We start from the raw sequence: 17,658 nt of genomic DNA, 5'->3' as shown, positions 1-17,658 counted from the left end.
CGACCGGCAATACGATCGCAAGCTCGAAAAGAAGATGAAGCGCCTCTCCGCGTCTGAACTATCCGACCTTCTTTCCCAAGACGAGCAAAAGCCAGTCGAGCTACCACTTATCGCCGCCTATACTGAGCGCTAGAGGGGTTTGCGGGGCGATCGCCCATCTCCGCCGGTTCTTACGTTTCCTGTTAAATCGGTCGGCCTCTCGAAAATATGCGGCTTGTGGCCGGATAACTATCCTTGCGTAACGGCTCTCCGCGACACAGGACGGCGCAAGCCGTCCTGCTTGATGAACAGTCAGGCTTCGGCAGAGGCACAGGAGTTTCAATGGATATCAAATGCATTGCTGGGTTCGCTGCGATCACAAAGCAACCGGATGCAAGTGCATCCCTGTATCAGGAGAAACTTGGCTTACCGCTTGAGCGGTATGACGAACATCCCGACTATCGTTTCATGGACAAGTTTCCTGGGGCCAATCACTTTGGTGTGTGGCCTCTGAATATGGCCGCTCAGTCATGCTTCGGGCAAGATGAGTGGCCAACCTCTATTCCAGAGCCAACCGCAACCATTGACTTCGAACTGGCGGATGCTAAGGCGGTAGAGTCAGCAGTTCAGGAAATGAAAGCAAAGGGTCAAGATTTTATTCATGAGGCAAGGACAGAACCCTGGGGGCAAACAATAGCGAGATTCATCAGCCCCGAAGGCCTGCTGGTCGGTTTGAGCTTTGCGCCATGGTTGCATGAGCAAGAGGCCTGACAATTCATATCCGGACGCCCTCCCAAATACAAGAAACTGGCCGATCGGGATGACATGAGGGAGAAGCCTGCAGCAGCGACCTGCTGCCGCTGAGCTTGGCGTTGAGCGGCAGCTATCTGACTTGCCGAAAGGCAACTACGGGCCGCCAAGTGCCCGCCGCCAGGCCCCCTCCGCGCAACGCCTATCGACAAAACCGCAAAATCGCATCGGCAACGTCGCGGGGCGCTTCGCGCTGCGGGAAATGGCCAACGCCATCGAGTACCTCCCGCTCATACCGCCCAAGGAAAAAAGACTCCCGCCCGCCGGAACTATCAGGATGGTTGCAAGTGTCCGCTCCGCCGTGCAGGACCAACGTTGCGACCGACAGCCTCGGCGCGGGATTCAGACGCGCCTCATCTTCGGCATAGGCGGGGTCGCCTTCGACAAAGCCCCAACGGTGCCGGTAGCTATGGAGCACGACCTCCGCCCAATCGTCGCCCTCGAATGCCCGCGCCGCTTCGTCGAAATCGGCCGGCGCGTACCAGCCGGCCGGCGCCCAGGTATCCCACATCTGCCGGGCGAAAGCCTCACGTTCGTCCCGCACCACCCGTGCGCCTCGCGGCGTTGCCATGAACCAGTGGTACCAATAGTTTCGCACCTGCTGCAGGGTCAGGATCTGGTTCGGATCATTGGTGCCGTATCCGACCGATAGCATCACCAGATGAGAAGCCACGCCGTCGCGCAGGCCGCACGCATTCGCGATCGCGCGTGCGCCCCAATCGTGGCCCACCAGTACCGGCTGCTCAACGCCCAGCACGTCGAGGAAATCCAGAAGATCGCGGCCGAGCGCCGACAACTGGCCGCTGCGTGGCGTGGCCGTATCGCGGAACCGGGTGGGCGCGAAGCCCCGCAGCGCCGGCGCTAGCACGCGGTAACCCGCATCGGCCAGAATGGGCGCGACGGTCTTCCAGCACTGGGGGCTGTCCGGCCAGCCGTGCACCAGCACCGCGGTGCGCGCCCCCTGCGGGTTCCATTCGAGCCAGGCGATGTCGAGCCGCCCGGTGGCGACGTGTTGGTAGGTGTTCATGGTGTTCCTCGTGCAAACAGGGAAGTCCCACGATAGCTCGACGCCTCGTGCCGATTGGTGAATAATTACTAATCATTGATGATTTTTCGTGTCGAATGAACTGATGGACATGCTGCCCACTACCGACGGTGCTCCGCTCGATACCGTGTTGCTGCGCACCTTTTTCGAAGTCGTGGACAGCGGCAGCTTTGCCACGGCCGCCGAGCGTCTGGCGCTGACCCCTTCGGCCGTGAGCGGACATATCAAGCGCCTCGAACAGATCGCCGGGGTTGGCCTGCTGACACGCACGACTCGCCATCTGGAATTGACGCAGGCCGGCGACACCCTGTACGCCTACGGCCGAAACATCCTGGATCTGGAACGCGAGGTCCGCGCGAAACTACGCGGCACGCCGCTGCGCGGGCTGCTGCGAGTCGGTGCATCGGAAGATTTTGCGGGCGCATGGCTGCCCCAGGTGTTGCAGCGTTTTCGCCGCCAGCATCCCGAAGCGACAATCGACCTGAGAGTCGGCATCACGGCCGATCTGGTGCGTCAGCAGGAGCGCGGTCGTCTCGATCTCGTGTTCGGCAAGCAATGTAGCCGTGTCGGCAAAGGCGGCACGCTGCTGTGGGAAGAGCCGCTAGTCTGGGCCTACGCGGAAGATGCAGATCTGGATCTCGACCAACCGCTGCCGCTGGCCATTTTCCCCGATCCCTGCATCTATCGCGAGTCGGCGATCACCGCATTGAACAAGGCCGGTCGGGCGTGGCGCCTCGTGTTCGAGAGCAGCAGCATGGCGGGCTGCCTGTCGGCGGCGAGATCGGGCTTCGCAGTGACGGTCATCGCCGATAGTCAGCGAGTCGAAGGCTTGCGCTTGCTGGGTCGCAAGGAAGGACTGCCCGCGTTGCCCGTTGCCCGCTTCTACGCGTTTCCCCGGACCGACTCGCCGGCCTGTGCGGCTTTGATCGATGCTGCACTCCGCGCAGGCCAGCAGGTCCGCTTCAGCCCACGCGCACTTTGACCATCATTGCCCACGGCATGCCCTACCTGGAGAACGTTCGCACTGCGCGCGAAGTGGAGGCCTTGATCCGTCACGCGGGCGCTGAGCCCGCGGCTATCGCGCTGATCGACGGGCGCATTCACATCGGCCTGACGGACGACGAACTGGAACCGATCGGCCGCTCGGACCGGGTGCATAAGGTCAGCCGCCGTGACCTGCCGGCCATACTGGCCGATCGACGCGCTGACTCGGCAGGCGCTCGACGAGGCTACTGCAAAAGGAATCACGGGTAAGGCGTGACTCCCTTCCTGCTGGAGCGCGCGTCAATGCGTTGACCGGTGGACGCAGCCTGGCGACGAACATCGCGATCGTAAAACACAATGCCGAGGTCGGAGCACGGCTGGCGTTCGCGTTGGCGCACGTAGCGCGCGGGACCCGCGCGGCGTAGCCATCACTGGTCCGTCCCGGTCAGCAACCGTCACGCCCGGGCCAGGGCAGCAAACACCGGCTGGCTCCTTACGCTCTCGCGCTCCAGCATGCTTGCGTACCAGGCTTGAAGCGCCTCGCACTCCGCAGGCACCGGTAGCTTCACAAGCGCCGCAAAGACCAAACCGCCGATGACGGTGATGTCGGCCATCGAGAAAGCCTCGCCGGCGACATAGGGTTGGCCTTTCAGAACGACATCGAAGTAGCGCATCCCCCTCAGTGCCTTGTCGCGTTGACGGAACCCCCACTCCGGGTTTTGATACGTCTCGACGTCGGGGCCCAGTCCCGGCGTGCCGTGATGGAAATAGACGCTGACGGCGTCGAGCAACTCCAGCTCGGCACGCTTGCTCATCATGTGGATCACGCCCTTTTCGCGCGGCGTGCTGCCGGTGAGCGTGGGCGCGCCATCGAGCGCGTCGAGGTATTCGGTAATGGCGGTGCACTCGGCGATACAGGTTCCGTCATCGAGTTCGAGCACCGGCAGCGTCCCCGAATAGTTCTTGCCGGCGATGAAGCCGGGCTGTTTGTGCTCCCCCTTGTAGAGGTCGACCATTACGAACTGGACGCGCGACTGCAGCCTCTTTTCAGCCAGTGCGATGCGCACGCGGGTCGGATACGGCCCTGTCGGGAAGTCGTGGATCTTCATCACGGGTAGCTGGGTTGCGTCGAAATTGACGGTATGCGAAGTCATTGCCTGGGCGCTCCATAGTCGGCTGCATCGAATCAGGCGGCGTGAAGACACATCGCCCGTAAACCTACCTAACGTTCGTTAGGTTAACCATAGAAGGTACAATACGCGGTGTCAACACCTATTTCCCGTTCACGGAGGCTGATGCAGTGAGCAACGACGCGAGCTCAAACTCGAGGGAGAGAATCCTGGCGGCCGCCACGAGGCTCGCGCAGGCGCACGGCTACGGCGGTTTGAATTATCGCGATCTGGCGGACGAGGTTGGTATCAAGGCCGCGAGCATCTACCACCATTTCGACAGCAAGGCCGATCTCGGCGCAGCGGTAGCGAGGCGTTACTGGGAGGACACGGCGGCGGCTCTGGATGACATGCTGGCCAGATCGCAGGATCCGCTGCGCTGCCTTCGTCACTATCCAGACACCTTCCGCAAGGCGCTCGAGACCGGCAATCGCATATGCCTGTGCAGCTTCATGGCCGCCGAAACCGACGACCTGCCGGAAGTCGTGATGAAAGAAGTGCGGACCTTTGCCGACGTGAATGTGGCGTGGCTGAGCAAGGTTTTGTCCGCAGCGGAAGTTGTCGCTCCCCGGGAGAGCAAACCGCGGGCTCGCGCAATCTTCGCTGCGATCGCCGGCGCGCAGCTCATTGCGAGAAGCCGCTCCGATATCTCGCTCTATGACGCACTCATCGATAGCTATCGAAAAGCCGGCCTTCTGCCCACGTAGCCGTGCAACGGCCCATGAGCGTGCACGAGGCGCGCGACCGGCCGCTTAGGGCCGGTCAGCGTGCACCGCACAAAGGCTTCCGTCGCCCGGCATGCCAGACTGGCAGCTACGACGTGGATTGGTACAACACTCGCCCGCCAGAAGTATTCCGTCGATCGGCGCCTCAAGGACCGCGCGCCGCCAGCTTCAGTCGAGCCCGCCCTGACACAGATACTTGACGCTGAGGTAGTCGTCGAGGCCGTACTTCGATCCTTCGCGCCCGTAGCCAGACTCCTTCACGCCGCCGAAAGGCGCCGCTTCGCTGGCCACGGCGCCTTCGTTGATGCCGACGATGCCGACTTCCAGTTTGCGCGCCACGCGATCGATCCGGCGTACGTCGTTCGTGTAGAAGTAAGCCGCGAGACCGAAAGGCGTATCGTTGGCAACCCTGATCACCTCATTCTCGTCCGTGAAGCGGAACAATGGCGCAACAGGACCGAACGTTTCCTCGCAGCACAGCACCATCGCTTCGGTCGCATCGGCGAGCACGGTGGGCGCGTAATAGTTCGGCCCTAGTTCGGCGAGCCGTTTGCCGCCGGTGAGTACGCGCGCGCCATTCGCCACAGCGTCGTCGACGTGCTTCGCGATCTTGTCGATCGCACGCTCGTTGATCATCGGACCGATCTGCGCCTTCGGGTCCGTTGCGGGTCCCACGTGAAGCGCTGCGACGCGCCGCGCCAGCAGCTCCCCGAATAGTTCGTACACCGATTCATGCACGTAGATGCGGTTGGGACACACGCAGGTCTGCCCGCCGTTGCGGAACTTGGCCGCCATCAGGCCGTTGACGGCCGCGTCGAGATCGGCGTCCTCGAACACGATAAACGGCGCGTTGCCGCCCAGTTCCAGCGAGAGCTTCTTGAGCGTGCCCGCCGATTCGCGCGCCAGATGCTTGCCCACTGCCGTCGAGCCCGTGAAGGTGATCTTGCGCACGCGATCGTCGGCGAGCCAGTCGGCCACGGCGGCAATGCCTTCGTCCCGCGCGGCCGAGATCATGTTGAGCACGCCGTCGGGCAAGCCCGCTTCCTGTGCGAGCGCGGCCAGCGCGAGCGCCGTGAGCGGCGTATCCTCGGCGGGCTTCGCCACGACCGTGCAGCCGGCCGCTAGCGCCGGCGCGATCTTGCGCGCGATCATCGCGAGCGGGAAATTCCACGGCGTAATCGCGGCGACCACGCCGATCGGCTCCTTGATCGCGCTCATGCGCTTGCCGCGCTGCGTCTGCGGGATGATGTCGCCGTAGACCTTGGTCGCCTCTTCGGCGAACCACGCGACGTACGACGCACCATACGCGACCTCGCCGCGCGCCTCCGCGAGCGGCTTGCCCTGCTCCATCGACATGAGGCGTGCCAGGTCCTCGGTGTTCGCGATGATGAGCGCGTGCCAACGGTTGAGCACGTGCGCCCGCTCGCGGGGCAGCCTGTCGCGCCAGGCGGGCAAGGCGCGGCTCGCCGCGTCCGTCGCCGCGCGAGCGTCGGCGGCGCTGCTGCTGGCCACCTGTGCGAGTGTGGCCTGCGTCGCCGGATTCGTCACGGCGTAACGGTTGCCACCGGCGGCGGCGCTCCACTTGCCGTCGATGAAATTATCCTGTCGAAGCAGTTCGCCTCGCGTCAACTCCAAACTCACTGCGTGCTCCTTGGTACAAGGGTTATCGTGCGGCGTTAGACCGTCGCGACGGGCGTGACCGGCGAACCGACCGCGCGCGGCCTTAGTCCGCCGTGCGCACGTCCGCGAAATCGCGTGCGAGCTTGCGCGCCGCGTTCGCGAACATCAGGATGTCCACGCCCGTCGCGACGAACGTGCAGCCGAGTTCGAGGTAATGGCGCGCGAGCGCAGGGTCGGACGTGAGGGTGCCCGCCGCCTTGCCCGACGCGACGATCGTGCGGATCGCGCCGTCGATCGCCTGCTGCACTTCGGGATGCGTGGCCTTGCCGCGATGGCCCATTGAAGCCGCGAGATCGGCCGGTCCGATGAACACGCCGTCCACGCCGTCCACCGCGCAGATCGATTCGAGGTTGCCAAGCGCCGTCGCCGTTTCGGCTTGCACGAGCAGGCACACTTCGTCATCCGAAATATCGAGGTAGTCGGTACGCAGGCTCCAGCGCGACGCACGGCCCACGGCGCTGCCCACGCCGCGAATGCCATGCGGCGGATAGCGCACGGCGGCAACGAGCGCGCGCGCTTCGGCGGCGGTATCGACCATCGGCACGAGCAGGTTGCGCGCGCCGATATCGAGTAGCCGCTTGAGCAGCGCCGGATCGCCGTTAACGGGGCGCACGACCGGCTCGCCCGGGTACGCCGCCACGGCCTGCAATTGCGCGAGGATCGTGCGCAGCTCGTTGGGTGCGTGCTCGCTGTCGATGAGGAGCCAGTCGAAGCCCGCCGTCGCACTCACTTCGGCGAGGTACGGATCGGCCATGGAAAGCCAGAAGCCAACCTGCTTCCTGCGCGCGGCGAGCGCCGCCTTAAACGGATTAAGCCCTGAAGTCTGCGGGTTCATGAATGCGTGTCTCCTGTGAGGGGTCGCCGAATTGGATGGGTTCCACCTTCCCGAGGAGGAACAGATAGTTGACGATCGCAATGCCGATCAGCGCCGCCGAGAACAGCAGCGCGGCAACGAACGAGCCGGTCGCGCCGACGATGGCGCCCGTGACGATCGGGCCGACCACGCCGCCGAGATTCGACACCGTGTTTTGCAGGCCCGCGATCATCGAGACCGCATTGGGCGGCGCGACGTCGCCGGGCAGCGCCCACACCTGCGAGGCCGCGACCGTGGTGCCGGACTTGGCGATGCACAGCAGCAGCACCGCCACGAGCGCCGAATGCGCGAACGCCGCGAAGCCGATGCTCGACGCCATCACGAGCCCGATCACGAGAAACAGCTTGCGCGTTGCCGTTAGCGAAAGCCTGCCGCTCGCGAACACGCGATCCGAGGCCCAGCCCGCGAAAATCTCGACGACGATCGACACGAGCAGCGGTAGCGAGGCCATCCAGCCCATTTGCAGCACGCTCATGCCGCGCTCCTTCATCAGATACGTCGGCAGCCACGTGATGAAGAAGTACGAGTTGTAATTGATCATGAAAAAGCCGATGCACATCGCCCACACATTGCGGTGCGCAAGCAGCTTGCGCCACGGCGGACGCACGGGCGGCTGCGCGCTTTGCGCGCCTTTATCGCTTTCGATGTGCGCGAGTTCCGCCGCATTCACGCGCGGATGATCGGCGGGCGAATCGGTGAAGCTCGCGAGCCATACGACGAACCACACGATGCCGAGCAGGCCCGTGAGCACGAAGGTCATCTTCCAGTCGAACGCGGCCAGCATCCACGCGATCAGCGGCAAGGCGATCGCGCCGCCCAGCTTCGAGCCGCTGTCGAAAATGCCCGCGGCGGTCGCGCGTTCCTTGCGCGGAAACCAGCGCGTGGCGATCCCGGCGTTGCTCGGGTACGCACCCGCCTCGCCCACGCCCAGCGCCACGCGCAATCCGACGAGCGAGCGAAAACCGCTCGCGAGGCCCGTCATCGCCGTAGCCAGCGACCACCAGAGCACCGCGAAACCCAGCACTTTCTTCTGGCCCAGGCGATCGGCGAGCAAGCCCGCAGGCAATTGCAGCAACGCATACGACCAGAAGAACGCGGACATGACGATGCCCATCTGCATCGCGTCGAGATGAAACTCCGACTGAATTTTCGGCGCCGCCGCCGAGAGCACCGTGCGATCGATATAGTTGATCGCGATCGCGGCCCACATGAGGCCCGCGACCCACCAGCGCATCTTCGAGCGGCCATGCCGTTGCGCAGATTCGAGCATCTGCTGTCTCCCTACCTGTTCTATTGATGTCGATTCAAGGCGCGCAGTGACGCGCCCTCAGCTTACGATGCCCATGTGCCAGGGCACGAACTCATTGTCGCCGAGCCCGAGCAGTTCGCTCTTCGTGCGCTCGCCCGAAGCCGCGCGCACGATCAGATCGAAGATGTCCCGACCCATTTCCTCGATCGTGCGTTCGCCGTCGATCACGAGACCGCAGTTGATGTCCATGTCCTCTTCGAGGCGCGTGAACATGGGCGTATTGCTCGCGAGCTTGAGCGTCGGCGCGGGCTTCGAGCCGAACATGGAGCCGCGGCCCGTCGTGAAGCAAATCAGGTTCGCGCCGCTCGCGATCTGTCCCGTCACCGCGACGGGATCGTAGCCGGGCGAATCCATGAACACGAAGCCCGCGCGATCGATCGGCTCTGCGTATTCATACACGGCCTGCAGCGGCGTCGTGCCGCCCTTCATCGCGGAACCGAGCGACTTTTCGAAGATGTTGGCGAGACCGCCCTGCTGGTTGCCCGGCCCGACCACGCCGTTGAACTGGCCGTTCTGGCCGCGCGTATAGCGCTCCCACCACGCGAGCCGGTCGAGCAGCTTCTGCCCGACTTCGGGCGACACGGCGCGGCGCGTGAGCATGTATTCGACGCCATGAATCTCGGGCGTTTCGGAGAGGATCGCGGTGCCGCCGTGCCGCACGAGCAGGTCCATCGCCGCGCCCAGCGCCGGATTCGCGGTGATGCCCGAGAACCCGTCCGAGCCGCCGCATTCGAGACCGATCTTCAGATGGCTGACGGGCACCGGCGTGCGCACGATGTCGTTCGCGGCGGGCAGCATGGCCTGCACGGCCTGGATGCCGGCTTCGATCGTCGCGCGCGTGCCGCCCGTATCCTGCATCACCAGCGCGTGCACGGCCTTGCCGGTCTTCAAGCCTTGCGAGTCGAGCAGATCGCCGACCTGGTTGCGCTCGCAACCCAGCCCGACGATGAGCACGCCGCCCAGGTTAGGATGACGCGCGTAGCCCGCAATGGTGCGACGGAGCACGTCGAAGTGCTCGCTCGGCGAAGACATGCCGCAGCCGCTGGTTTGCGCGAACGCGACCACGCCGTCGACATTGGGATAATCGCGCAGCCGCTCGGGCGTGAAGTAATCGGCGATATGGCGAATGACCGTGGCCGAACAGTTGACCGACGCGATAATGCCGACGAAGTTGCGCGTGGCGACGCGGCCGTCGGCCCGTACGATGCCGTTGAACGTCGCGCGCTGTTCCGGCGCGACGTAGTCGACGGGCCTCACGTCGAGACCGAAGCCCGGATCGCGAGCGAAATCGACGAGCGCGATGTTGTGCGTGTGGACGTGGTCGCCGGGCTCGATGTCGCGCGCGGCCACGCCGATCACGGTGTCGTACTTGCGGATGGGCTCGCCCGACGCAATGCGCCGCGCGGCCACCTTGTGGCCCGCGGCGACCTGCGCGCGCAGGCGAATCGCGGCGCCTTCGATCGAGACTTGATGCCCGATCGTCAGCGGCTCGCGCGCGATCAGAACGTTGTCATTCGGGTTGAGCCGGATCAGCGGCCCGTTATAGGACTTGTTGGACTGGAGCATGCGCCTGTCTCCGCTGACGATCCGGAAGGCGCACAGCGGCGTCTGCTCCGGTCCCATGCGAGATGGTTGCTGGCCGCGCCGGGGAACGCGCCGCCTTTCGTTCTGGAACAAAGTTACCGGTTAATGTAACCGGTAACATAGATGTCATCGTAGTACAGTTTTGGGATAATTGCCAACACCTTTTTGCAGCAGGAGCGCCCGCGTCCGTGACCAAGACCTCGACAGAATTCGCCCCGCCCGCCGCCGGCACCGCGTCGCGGCGTGCCCGCAAGAACACCGGCCGGGTCACGCTCAGCGATCTGGCCCGTCTGACCGGGGTCACGAAGGTCACGGTTTCCCGCGCCCTCAACAATCCCGAACTCGTTTCGGTCGAAACGCTGGAACGCGTGCGCGAAGCCGTGCGGCAAACGGGCTACACGCCCGACCTGATCGCGGGTTCGCTCGCCTCGAATCGCAGCCATCTCGTCGTCGCGCTGATCCCGGCGATGGCGGGCAGCGTGTTCCAGGAAACCGTCGCCGCCCTGACCGCGGAGCTGGAGACGGCCGGCTATCAGTTGCTGCTCGGCCAGAGCGGCTACGACGAATCGCGCGAAGAGGCGCTGCTCGACGCCATCATCGGCCGCCGTCCGGCAGGCATCGTGCTCACCGGCGTGATCCACTCGGAGGCGTCGCGGCAGAAACTGCGCGCGGCCGGCATTCCCGTGGTCGAAACGTGGGACATCACGCGCTCGCCGCTCGACATGCTGATCGGCTTCTCGCACACGCGCGTGGGCGAGGCGGCGGCGCGCTACCTGCGCGAGCGCGGCGCGCGGCACCCGGCCATCGTCACGCCGGGCGACCGCCGGGCGACACTGCGCGCGAATGCCTTCATCGAAGCCTTCGGTAGCGAGCGCGAGATTCCCGTGGCCGCCGTGCCCTCGCCCGCGCATCTCGGCGACGGCCGGCGCGCGCTCGCGCAGCTGCTCGACGACCATCCGCAGATCGACGCGATCTTCTGCGGCGCCGACATCATGGCGCTCGGCGTGCTCATGGAAGCCCATGCGCGCAGGCTCGACGTGCCGGGGCGCCTCAAGGTGATCGGCTACGGCGACCAGAATTTCGCCGCCGACACCGACCCGGCGCTCACGACCATTCGCATCGACGGTACGAAGATCGGCAAGCTGGCAGCGTCCATGCTGATCGAGAAGATCGAGACCGGCACGAGCAAGCGCGCGAAAGTCGACGTCGGTTTCACGCTGATCGAGCGCGGCTCGGCCTGAGATTCGTGGCGTCGCGATGACAACGCAAAAAGGCCTCGCCAACATCGCGAGGCCTTTTGCTTGTAGCGCGTGAAAGCGCGCTCAGAACTTCGTGCGGATGCCCGTGAACACGTCGACCTGGCGATTCGTGGACGACGCGCCGCCCGCATACGCGATCGCCGCGATCCGGCTGTAAGACGAACCCACGCGCGTCGACGCGTCGCCGGCCGCGAGCTGATACGTGCCCGAGAGGTAGACGTCCGTGCGCTTCGAGAGCGCGTAGTCCACGCCCAGCGTGAACTGATGCCACTTCGGCTTGAGCGTCGCGCCGCCCGTGGCCGGCAGGCCGTTCGCGCGGCCGTCCGTGAACGTGTACACGCCGATCAGCGTCGTGGCCGGCGTGAGCGAGTAACGCAGGTTCGCGTCGTAGTTGTTGAACTTGCGCGTGGAACCGTCGTTGTAGTTGAGTTCCGTGTGGCTGAACGCAAAGCCCGCAATCGCGCTGCCGATCTTGTAGTTCGCGCCGGCCACCGCGATCTGCTGACGGGCCACGCCGCCATCGAGGCCGTAGAAGAACCCGCCGCTGTAGTCGTCGCCGGCCGTGCTCGATGCGCCGCCGATCGCGCCGCTCGTGTTGGTCGTCGTGTTCGGATGATCGAGCAGCACGTAGCCGCCGCCGATCGAGAGCGGCCCGTTCACGTAGTTCGCGGCGACGCCCCAGGCGCGGTTGTTGCCGAAGCCTTGCCCGGCCGAGCCGCTCGCCTGGTTGCTGAACGCGTACATGCCGTCGACCGTGAAGCCCGCGATGGTGTCGCTGCGGAACTTCACCGCGTTGTTGATGCGGAACGTCTGATTCAGGTTGTCGTTGTCGCCCACGTGCGTGGACGGCGACCACGTGCCCGGACCCGCGTATTGCGCGACCAGGTCCGCCAGCGGTTCATACTGGCGGCCGAGCGTGAACGTGCCGATGCCGCTCTTCGCAATGCCCACGAACGCGCTGCGGCCGAACAGACGCCCACCCTGCGCGGCCGTGCCGTCGCTGGGCTTGAAACCGCCTTCGAGCGTGAACACGGCGCTCAACCCGCCGCCGAGATCCTCATTGCCTTTCAGGCCCCAACGGCTGCCGCTCAGGCGGCCGCTCGTCAGCTGGAACGCCGAGCCGCCCTTGATGTTGTTGACGTAGCCAATACCGGCATCGACTAGACCATACAACGTGACGGAGCTCTGGGCCTGCGCCACGACGGGTGCGACGGACAGAAGCCCGGCCGCTGCGAAAAGTGCTTTTTTCATACAGGTAACCTGTCTGGTTTTAATATTTACAGGAGTACTACAGATTCCGGATCGAGGGGATCAGCGGGAATTTTTCATCGACACAACGAAGGCCGATCCGGTGGAGTTAGGGGGCGTTGCTGTACTCGCGCGCCTGCGGCTGCGGCGAAGCACCGTCGAGACGAATCGGCTCGACCTTGCCCAGCAGGAACAGATAGTTGACGATCGCCACGCCGATCAGCGCCGACGACACCACGAGCGCAGGCACGAACGAACCCGTCGCGCCGACGATCGCGCCCGTGACGATCGGGCCAACCACGCCGCCGATATTCGATACCGTGTTCTGTACGCCCGCAACCATCGACACGGCGTTGCGCGGTGCGACGTCGGCCGGCAGCGCCCAGACCTGCGAAGCCGCCACGGTCGTGCCCGACTTCGCGATGCACAGGAGCAGCACCGCGACGGCGGCCGAATCGGCGAACGCGGCGAAACCGATGCTCGATGCCATCAGCAAGCCGATCACGAGAAAGAGCTTGCGCGTGGCGGTAAGCGAAAGCTTGCCCGAGGCGAACACGCGATCCGACGCCCAGCCCGCGAAAATCTCGACCACGATCGAGACGAGCAGCGGCAGCGACGCCATCCAGCCCATTTCCATCAACGTCATGCCACGCGCCTTCACGAGATACGTGGGCAGCCAGGTGATGAAGAAGTACGAGTTGTAGTTGATCATGAAGAAGCCGATACACATCGCCCAGATGTTGCGATGCGCGAGCAGCTTGCGCAGCGGGGGCCTCGCCGCCCGGTCGCTTTGCTCCGCCAGCAAATCGCTCTCGATGTGCGCGAGTTCCTCGGGGTTGACCCGCTTGTGGTCACGCGGCGAATCGCTGAACGTAAATTGCCACACCACGTACCAGATCAGGCCGAGCAAACCCGTGAGGGCGAACGTGATCTTCCAGTCGAACGCCGTGAGCATAGCGGCAATGAGCGGCAGCGCGATCGCGCCGCCGAGTTTCGAACCGCTGTCGAAAATGCCCGCGACCGTCGCGCGTTCGCTGCGCGGAAACCACTTCGACGCAATGCCCGCGTTGCTCGGATACGCGCCCGCCTCGCCCACGCCAAGCGCCACGCGCAACGCGACGAGCGACTTGAAACCGTTCGCGACGCCCGTGGCCGCTGTCGCCAGCGACCACCAGAGCACCGCGAAACCCAGTACTTTCTTCTGGCCCAGCCGGTCGGCGAGAAACCCCGCGGGCAATTGCAGCAGCGCGTACGACCAGAAGAACGCCGACATGACGACGCCCATTTCGACCGCGCTCAGATGGAACTGCGACTGGATGCGCGGCGCCGCCGCCGACAACACCGTGCGGTCGATGTAGTTGATCGCAATCGCCGCCCACATGAGGCCGGCAACCCACCAGCGAACCCTGGAGCGGCTTCGCACGTTGGTGGCCAGATTCATCTCGTGTCTCCTGTTCTATTAATAGTGGTCGCTTCCGGCCGCGCCAGGGTGAAGCGCGGCTTTGCTCCTCGCAATGTTACCGTTTACTGTAACCGGTAACATTGGGCGCAATCGTAGTACGCCCAGCAGAGAAATGCCAGCGTCTTTTCCTTGGGGTAATTGCGGATACCCACCTTTCAATTCGCAAGCATGGCCTGCGTGGGCGGGTTTGGAGCAGCGCAGGACTGGCAACCGGAACAGGCTGATTGATATTCGCGCGGGCATTCATGCAGACGAGTTACAGGGCTCGCGCGCCATGCACCCAGAACCCGGCGCCGCTTCGTTCGCAGAAATAGTAGGAGTCTTAACTAAATCGACCCGGCTCTCGCGGCGTGCATCAAATCTGTCGATGCATCCAGATCCAGGCGCGCCGCTAGCCAGGTGACAAATATTCGAGTTCCATACTAGCCGCCGCCCCTGACACGTTCCCAACCGTGTCTCACGGCCGTCTTGAAGCGCTCCCATCCGCTTTCCGGATATCGCGACTCCCAGTTCGCGCGCGCACTTGCTTCCACGCCCTGCCAGTCGGCCCCGCGAAACCGCTCGTCGCGTCCGAGCGTGGCGCCGTGTGAATAGGCACGTCGATACTCGTCGAATGACGCACCCGTGTTCGCGTAATGTGCGTCGTAGTCCTTTCTAAATTCGTTGTCGTACGGCTGCTGGTCGTCATGCTGGCCGCCGAGTCCCGGGTCGCCCATGAAGCCCGTCCCCGACGGACGCTGGGCGTTTGACGCAGCGGCGTTGCCGTCGTGCGCTTGCGCGGTGTGCGGCTGCTTCTCCCCGGCCGGGGTCGAACCGCGCCCTGCTGCGGCAGGGGCGCCCGGGGAAGGCGTCGGCCGCGCCGCCGATGCGGCCCGCGTGTCACCGTGCCAGCCATGTGTGACTTCGTGCGGCTTGGCGCGTTCGCCGGTCATGGCGCTGCCTGGCTGCGCGGTGTGTTCCGGACCTTGCGCCTTCGCAGAACCGGCGTGCCATGCGCTGGCGCGCTCCTCGATGTCGGCAGCGCCCATGCGGATCATCGTGTCAATCGCCTGATCGACCTGCGATTCGGAAACATCGGCGCTGACTACCGTGCCACCGCGACGGATGAACTCCCTGTAATCCTCCGCATCCGGTGGATACGCTCCTTTCGTGAAGATGCGCGTGAACAACTGCTCCAGTCGATCGAAGACCTTCTTGTGGTGGTGCGTATCGACAGCACCCTGTACATAGACACGTGGCCCCTTTTCGCGAGGAGCATCAACCGATATCGAGTAGATGGCAATATCCGCTTGCGCTATCCCAGCCTCGCACAGTGCGCGCTGCCCCGAACACGCATTCGCGTAGCTGTCGTACACGCCTAACACGGTTGGCCTCATGACTTTCCCCTCCGCAAATGGCGGGCGGCGTCCTCGCCGCCTGTCGGCGCGAGCCGCATAACTCGTGCCCGCGTTCGTCGTATAGACCGGTCACGAACAAGCCGGGCACGCCTTCGATTGTAGGCCGTGACCAATATGCGCGTAACATAAGTACGCTGATTGCTCCGTCAGTAGCCCATTTACCGTATGGAGGGGCGGATATGCGGCTTGCAGACTTTATCGTGCGAGACATGGAAGCGATACTTGCGGCATGGGAGGCGTTCGCAGCCACCCTGCAGCCGGCGTCGACCGCTATGGGATCGGTAGAGTTACGCGAAGAGGCGGAGCAAATGCTGCACGTCGTAGCCGCAGACTTGCGCACGCCGCAGACCCGAGAAGCCCAACGCAAGAAATCGATAGACCAGGGCCCCACACGGATAGGGACGTCCGAATCCTCCGCGCGAACGCATGGTTTTCTGAGGGCTCGGGCCGGCTTCACGGTCAACCAGCTCGTCGCCGAATATCGCGCGTTACGCGCAAGCGTGCTTCGTCTGTGGATGGACGCCTGCGCGCCGGAAGCGCCCGACGTCGACGACATCATTCGTTTCAATGAGGCGATCGATCAGGCGCTCGCCGAATCGGTCACCTCGTTCAACATGCAGATCGAGCAGAACCGGAACCTCCTGCTTGGCATGCTGGGGCACGACTTGCGCAGCCCCCTCCAGGCGATTCGGGTGACCTCAACGTATCTGGCAGCACTGAGTGCCGGGGAAGATGTGTCGAAGGCCGCCGGCCGCCTGATACGCAGCGGAGCCCGGATGCAGGCCTTGCTGGATGACTTGACGGAATTCAACCGGACAAAACTGGGCCTGGGCATCAACGTCTCGCCTACGCATATCGATCTGGCGGACGTGCTTGCCGAGGAACTCGACGAGTTGCGTGCCATTCATCCCGAAAGAAAGATTGAATTGCACGTGGCGGGCGACTTGCGGGGCGTCTGGGACAGCCAGCGCCTGCAGCAGTTGCTGGGAAATCTTGTTCTCAATGCCATCAAGTACGGGGCGCAGGACACACCTGTGCGCGTGATGATGACGGGCGATGTCACGCATGTCCGTATTGACGTCAGCAACAGCGGCGCTGCGATCGAACCCGCAACGCTCGCCCGCATCTTTCATCCGCTGGAGCGAGGACGAGGCGATCAGAACCAAGACGACGGATCGGGCAGCCTCGGACTGGGTTTGTTTATCGCAAGTGAGATCGCCAGGGCTCACCACGGCGCCATCGAAACGCGGTCGAGTGAGACGGAGACCATTTTTTCGGTATCGCTCCCGCGTGTGAAACCGTAACGTGACGCCGTCAGGTCGTTACAGCGACAAGAGTTGCTGCGTGAAGTAGTCGGAGAACGCGCTCACCTTCGCGGGCCATGCACGCGCCGACAATCTGCATCGCAAGTGCAGGTTCAGCATGGAGCGGCAAATGTCGGGGCCACCATGATCTGCTCAAAGCGCGTCAGCATCGCGGCGCTACACACCATGGTCTCGTACAAGTCGATTGCCAGTTCGGTCTCGACACCGCGCCCTTCAAGCCCGGATATCCGGCGCTCCTGCTCGGCCACGAGTTCGCAGGCGCGCGCAACGCGCTGATGCTGCCGATTCGCCATTGCCGATGTGATGCCCGTTTCGCCCACCTCGTACGCGACGCCATGCGACATCGGGAGCGCGCTTGCGCTTCCACACTTCTTGCGCGCTGAAAGGCTCGCAAGAGCATCGAGAAGCATGCCTGGGTCGAAAGGTTTATGGAGAAAACCTTCGGCAACAATACTGGCGTCTGTGTCGTCGCCAGACATGAGAATGACTGAAACATGGCAAAACCGTGGGATGGCTCGCAACATGGATACGGCGTCCGGCCCTTCGAGAACGGGCATGTGGACGTCTGAGACGATCACCTCCGGCGTGGCCGCCAGGGCCGCCGAAACCGTTTCCAGGCCATTGCCAGCGGTCGTGACTTCATGGCCGGCATCATCCAGCAATGTCTGAAGCGCATCACGAAAGACTGTATCGTCGTCAGCCAGCAGCACGCGGCTCATCGCTATTTCCCGAACAGTTGGCTATTTTGCAGCATCGGCTGTTCCCACCGACAAATACCAGAAACGCATTTCAGAAACCACCGAGCGGT

15 protein-coding genes and 1 pseudogene are annotated in these 17,658 nt (G+C 64.0%); 6 read left to right on the top strand and 10 right to left on the bottom strand.

The window, feature by feature from the left end; genetic code table 11:
- Positions 1-321 precede the first annotated feature (321 nt).
- Positions 322-750: a VOC family protein gene (locus AB4Y42_RS12910; protein WP_368694390.1), complete on the top strand. Its 429-nt coding sequence runs from the start codon at positions 322-324 to the stop codon at positions 748-750.
- A 181-nt stretch (positions 751-931) separates the two neighbouring features.
- Here the strand turns inward: AB4Y42_RS12910 and AB4Y42_RS12905 are convergent, their stop codons facing one another.
- Positions 932-1,816 carry an alpha/beta fold hydrolase gene (locus AB4Y42_RS12905; RefSeq protein ID WP_368694389.1) on the bottom strand — a complete coding sequence of 295 codons (885 nt, stop codon included), beginning with the start codon at positions 1,814-1,816 and terminating at the stop codon, positions 932-934.
- A 103-nt stretch (positions 1,817-1,919) separates the two neighbouring features.
- On the opposite strand from AB4Y42_RS12905, the gene AB4Y42_RS12900 reads away from it, so the two are divergent.
- Both AB4Y42_RS12900 and AB4Y42_RS12895 read left to right on the top strand, forming a co-directional pair.
- On the top strand, positions 1,920-2,816 hold the full coding sequence (locus AB4Y42_RS12900) for a LysR substrate-binding domain-containing protein (protein WP_368694537.1): 897 nt from the start codon (positions 1,920-1,922) through the stop codon (positions 2,814-2,816).
- Positions 2,816-3,243: pseudogene (locus AB4Y42_RS12895) on the top strand (pseudouridine-5'-phosphate glycosidase); the annotation flags it as partial. The gene AB4Y42_RS12900 and the pseudogene AB4Y42_RS12895, both read left to right, overlap by 1 nt.
- A 30-nt stretch (positions 3,244-3,273) precedes the next feature.
- Here AB4Y42_RS12895 and AB4Y42_RS12890 read toward each other — a convergent pair.
- Positions 3,274-3,972 carry a glutathione S-transferase gene (locus AB4Y42_RS12890; protein ID WP_368694388.1) on the bottom strand — a complete coding sequence of 233 codons (699 nt, stop codon included), beginning with the start codon at positions 3,970-3,972 and terminating at the stop codon, positions 3,274-3,276.
- 146 nt (positions 3,973-4,118) lie between these two features.
- Between AB4Y42_RS12890 and AB4Y42_RS12885 the strand changes: the two genes are divergently transcribed.
- The gene (locus AB4Y42_RS12885) at positions 4,119-4,694 is read left to right on the top strand and encodes a TetR/AcrR family transcriptional regulator (protein WP_342924323.1); all 576 of its coding nucleotides are present in this window, start codon (positions 4,119-4,121) and stop codon (positions 4,692-4,694) included.
- A gap of 186 nt (positions 4,695-4,880) precedes the next feature.
- On the opposite strand, the gene AB4Y42_RS12880 is transcribed toward AB4Y42_RS12885, so the two are convergent.
- The 4 genes from AB4Y42_RS12880 to AB4Y42_RS12865 form a co-directional block, all read right to left on the bottom strand.
- Positions 4,881-6,353, bottom strand: coding sequence for an NAD-dependent succinate-semialdehyde dehydrogenase (locus tag AB4Y42_RS12880; RefSeq protein WP_368694387.1), 1,473 nt, complete (start codon positions 6,351-6,353; stop codon positions 4,881-4,883).
- An 82-nt stretch (positions 6,354-6,435) separates the two neighbouring features.
- The gene (gene hpaI / locus AB4Y42_RS12875; RefSeq protein WP_368694386.1) at positions 6,436-7,227 is read right to left on the bottom strand and encodes a 4-hydroxy-2-oxoheptanedioate aldolase; all 792 of its coding nucleotides are present in this window, start codon (positions 7,225-7,227) and stop codon (positions 6,436-6,438) included.
- Entirely contained in the window at positions 7,202-8,536 is a 1,335-nt protein-coding gene (locus tag AB4Y42_RS12870) for an MFS transporter (protein WP_368694385.1), read from the bottom strand. The genes hpaI and AB4Y42_RS12870 overlap by 26 nt, the downstream gene beginning before the upstream one ends.
- 57 nt (positions 8,537-8,593) lie before the next feature.
- Positions 8,594-10,141: a UxaA family hydrolase gene (locus AB4Y42_RS12865; RefSeq protein WP_368694384.1), complete on the bottom strand. Its 1,548-nt coding sequence runs from the start codon at positions 10,139-10,141 to the stop codon at positions 8,594-8,596.
- 206 nt (positions 10,142-10,347) lie between these two features.
- On the opposite strand from AB4Y42_RS12865, the gene AB4Y42_RS12860 reads away from it, so the two are divergent.
- On the top strand, positions 10,348-11,400 hold the full coding sequence (locus AB4Y42_RS12860) for a LacI family DNA-binding transcriptional regulator (RefSeq protein WP_368688969.1): 1,053 nt from the start codon (positions 10,348-10,350) through the stop codon (positions 11,398-11,400).
- A gap of 81 nt (positions 11,401-11,481) precedes the next feature.
- Here the strand turns inward: AB4Y42_RS12860 and AB4Y42_RS12855 are convergent, their stop codons facing one another.
- From AB4Y42_RS12855 to AB4Y42_RS12845, 3 genes are all read right to left on the bottom strand, one after another.
- Positions 11,482-12,669, bottom strand: coding sequence for a porin (locus AB4Y42_RS12855; protein WP_368694383.1), 1,188 nt, complete (start codon positions 12,667-12,669; stop codon positions 11,482-11,484).
- A gap of 106 nt (positions 12,670-12,775) precedes the next feature.
- Positions 12,776-14,107 carry an MFS transporter gene (locus AB4Y42_RS12850; protein ID WP_368694382.1) on the bottom strand — a complete coding sequence of 444 codons (1,332 nt, stop codon included), beginning with the start codon at positions 14,105-14,107 and terminating at the stop codon, positions 12,776-12,778.
- A gap of 443 nt (positions 14,108-14,550) precedes the next feature.
- Positions 14,551-15,504, bottom strand: a complete 954-nt coding sequence (locus AB4Y42_RS12845; protein ID WP_368694381.1) for a hypothetical protein — start codon at positions 15,502-15,504, stop codon at positions 14,551-14,553.
- A gap of 200 nt (positions 15,505-15,704) precedes the next feature.
- Between AB4Y42_RS12845 and AB4Y42_RS12840 the strand changes: the two genes are divergently transcribed.
- Positions 15,705-16,829 carry an ATP-binding protein gene (locus tag AB4Y42_RS12840; protein ID WP_368688965.1) on the top strand — a complete coding sequence of 375 codons (1,125 nt, stop codon included), beginning with the start codon at positions 15,705-15,707 and terminating at the stop codon, positions 16,827-16,829.
- Between the two features lie 113 nt (positions 16,830-16,942).
- Here the strand turns inward: AB4Y42_RS12840 and AB4Y42_RS12835 are convergent, their stop codons facing one another.
- Positions 16,943-17,569, bottom strand: a complete 627-nt coding sequence (locus AB4Y42_RS12835; RefSeq protein WP_368688964.1) for a response regulator — start codon at positions 17,567-17,569, stop codon at positions 16,943-16,945.
- Positions 17,570-17,658 lie beyond the last annotated feature (89 nt).

The organism is Paraburkholderia sp. EG286B, assembly GCF_040965655.1.
Lineage (GTDB): Bacteria > Pseudomonadota > Gammaproteobacteria > Burkholderiales > Burkholderiaceae > Paraburkholderia.
This window is presented reverse-complemented; position numbering and strand designations above follow the sequence as displayed.

Coding starts and splice junctions, on each gene's coding strand:
- AB4Y42_RS12835 (WP_368688964.1), bottom strand. CDS start 17,569: ATGAGCCGCGTGCTGCTGGCTGACGACGATACAGTCTTTCGTGATGCG.
- hpaI (WP_368694386.1), bottom strand. CDS start 7,227: ATGAACCCGCAGACTTCAGGGCTTAATCCGTTTAAGGCGGCGCTCGCC.
- AB4Y42_RS12870 (WP_368694385.1), bottom strand. CDS start 8,536: ATGCTCGAATCTGCGCAACGGCATGGCCGCTCGAAGATGCGCTGGTGG.
- AB4Y42_RS12905 (WP_368694389.1), bottom strand. CDS start 1,816: ATGAACACCTACCAACACGTCGCCACCGGGCGGCTCGACATCGCCTGG.
- AB4Y42_RS12850 (WP_368694382.1), bottom strand. CDS start 14,107: ATGAATCTGGCCACCAACGTGCGAAGCCGCTCCAGGGTTCGCTGGTGG.
- AB4Y42_RS12840 (WP_368688965.1), top strand. CDS start 15,705: ATGCGGCTTGCAGACTTTATCGTGCGAGACATGGAAGCGATACTTGCG.
- AB4Y42_RS12910 (WP_368694390.1), top strand. CDS start 322: ATGGATATCAAATGCATTGCTGGGTTCGCTGCGATCACAAAGCAACCG.
- AB4Y42_RS12890 (WP_368694388.1), bottom strand. CDS start 3,972: ATGACTTCGCATACCGTCAATTTCGACGCAACCCAGCTACCCGTGATG.
- AB4Y42_RS12900 (WP_368694537.1), top strand. CDS start 1,920: ATGGACATGCTGCCCACTACCGACGGTGCTCCGCTCGATACCGTGTTG.
- AB4Y42_RS12845 (WP_368694381.1), bottom strand. CDS start 15,504: ATGAGGCCAACCGTGTTAGGCGTGTACGACAGCTACGCGAATGCGTGT.
- AB4Y42_RS12865 (WP_368694384.1), bottom strand. CDS start 10,141: ATGCTCCAGTCCAACAAGTCCTATAACGGGCCGCTGATCCGGCTCAAC.
- AB4Y42_RS12855 (WP_368694383.1), bottom strand. CDS start 12,669: ATGAAAAAAGCACTTTTCGCAGCGGCCGGGCTTCTGTCCGTCGCACCC.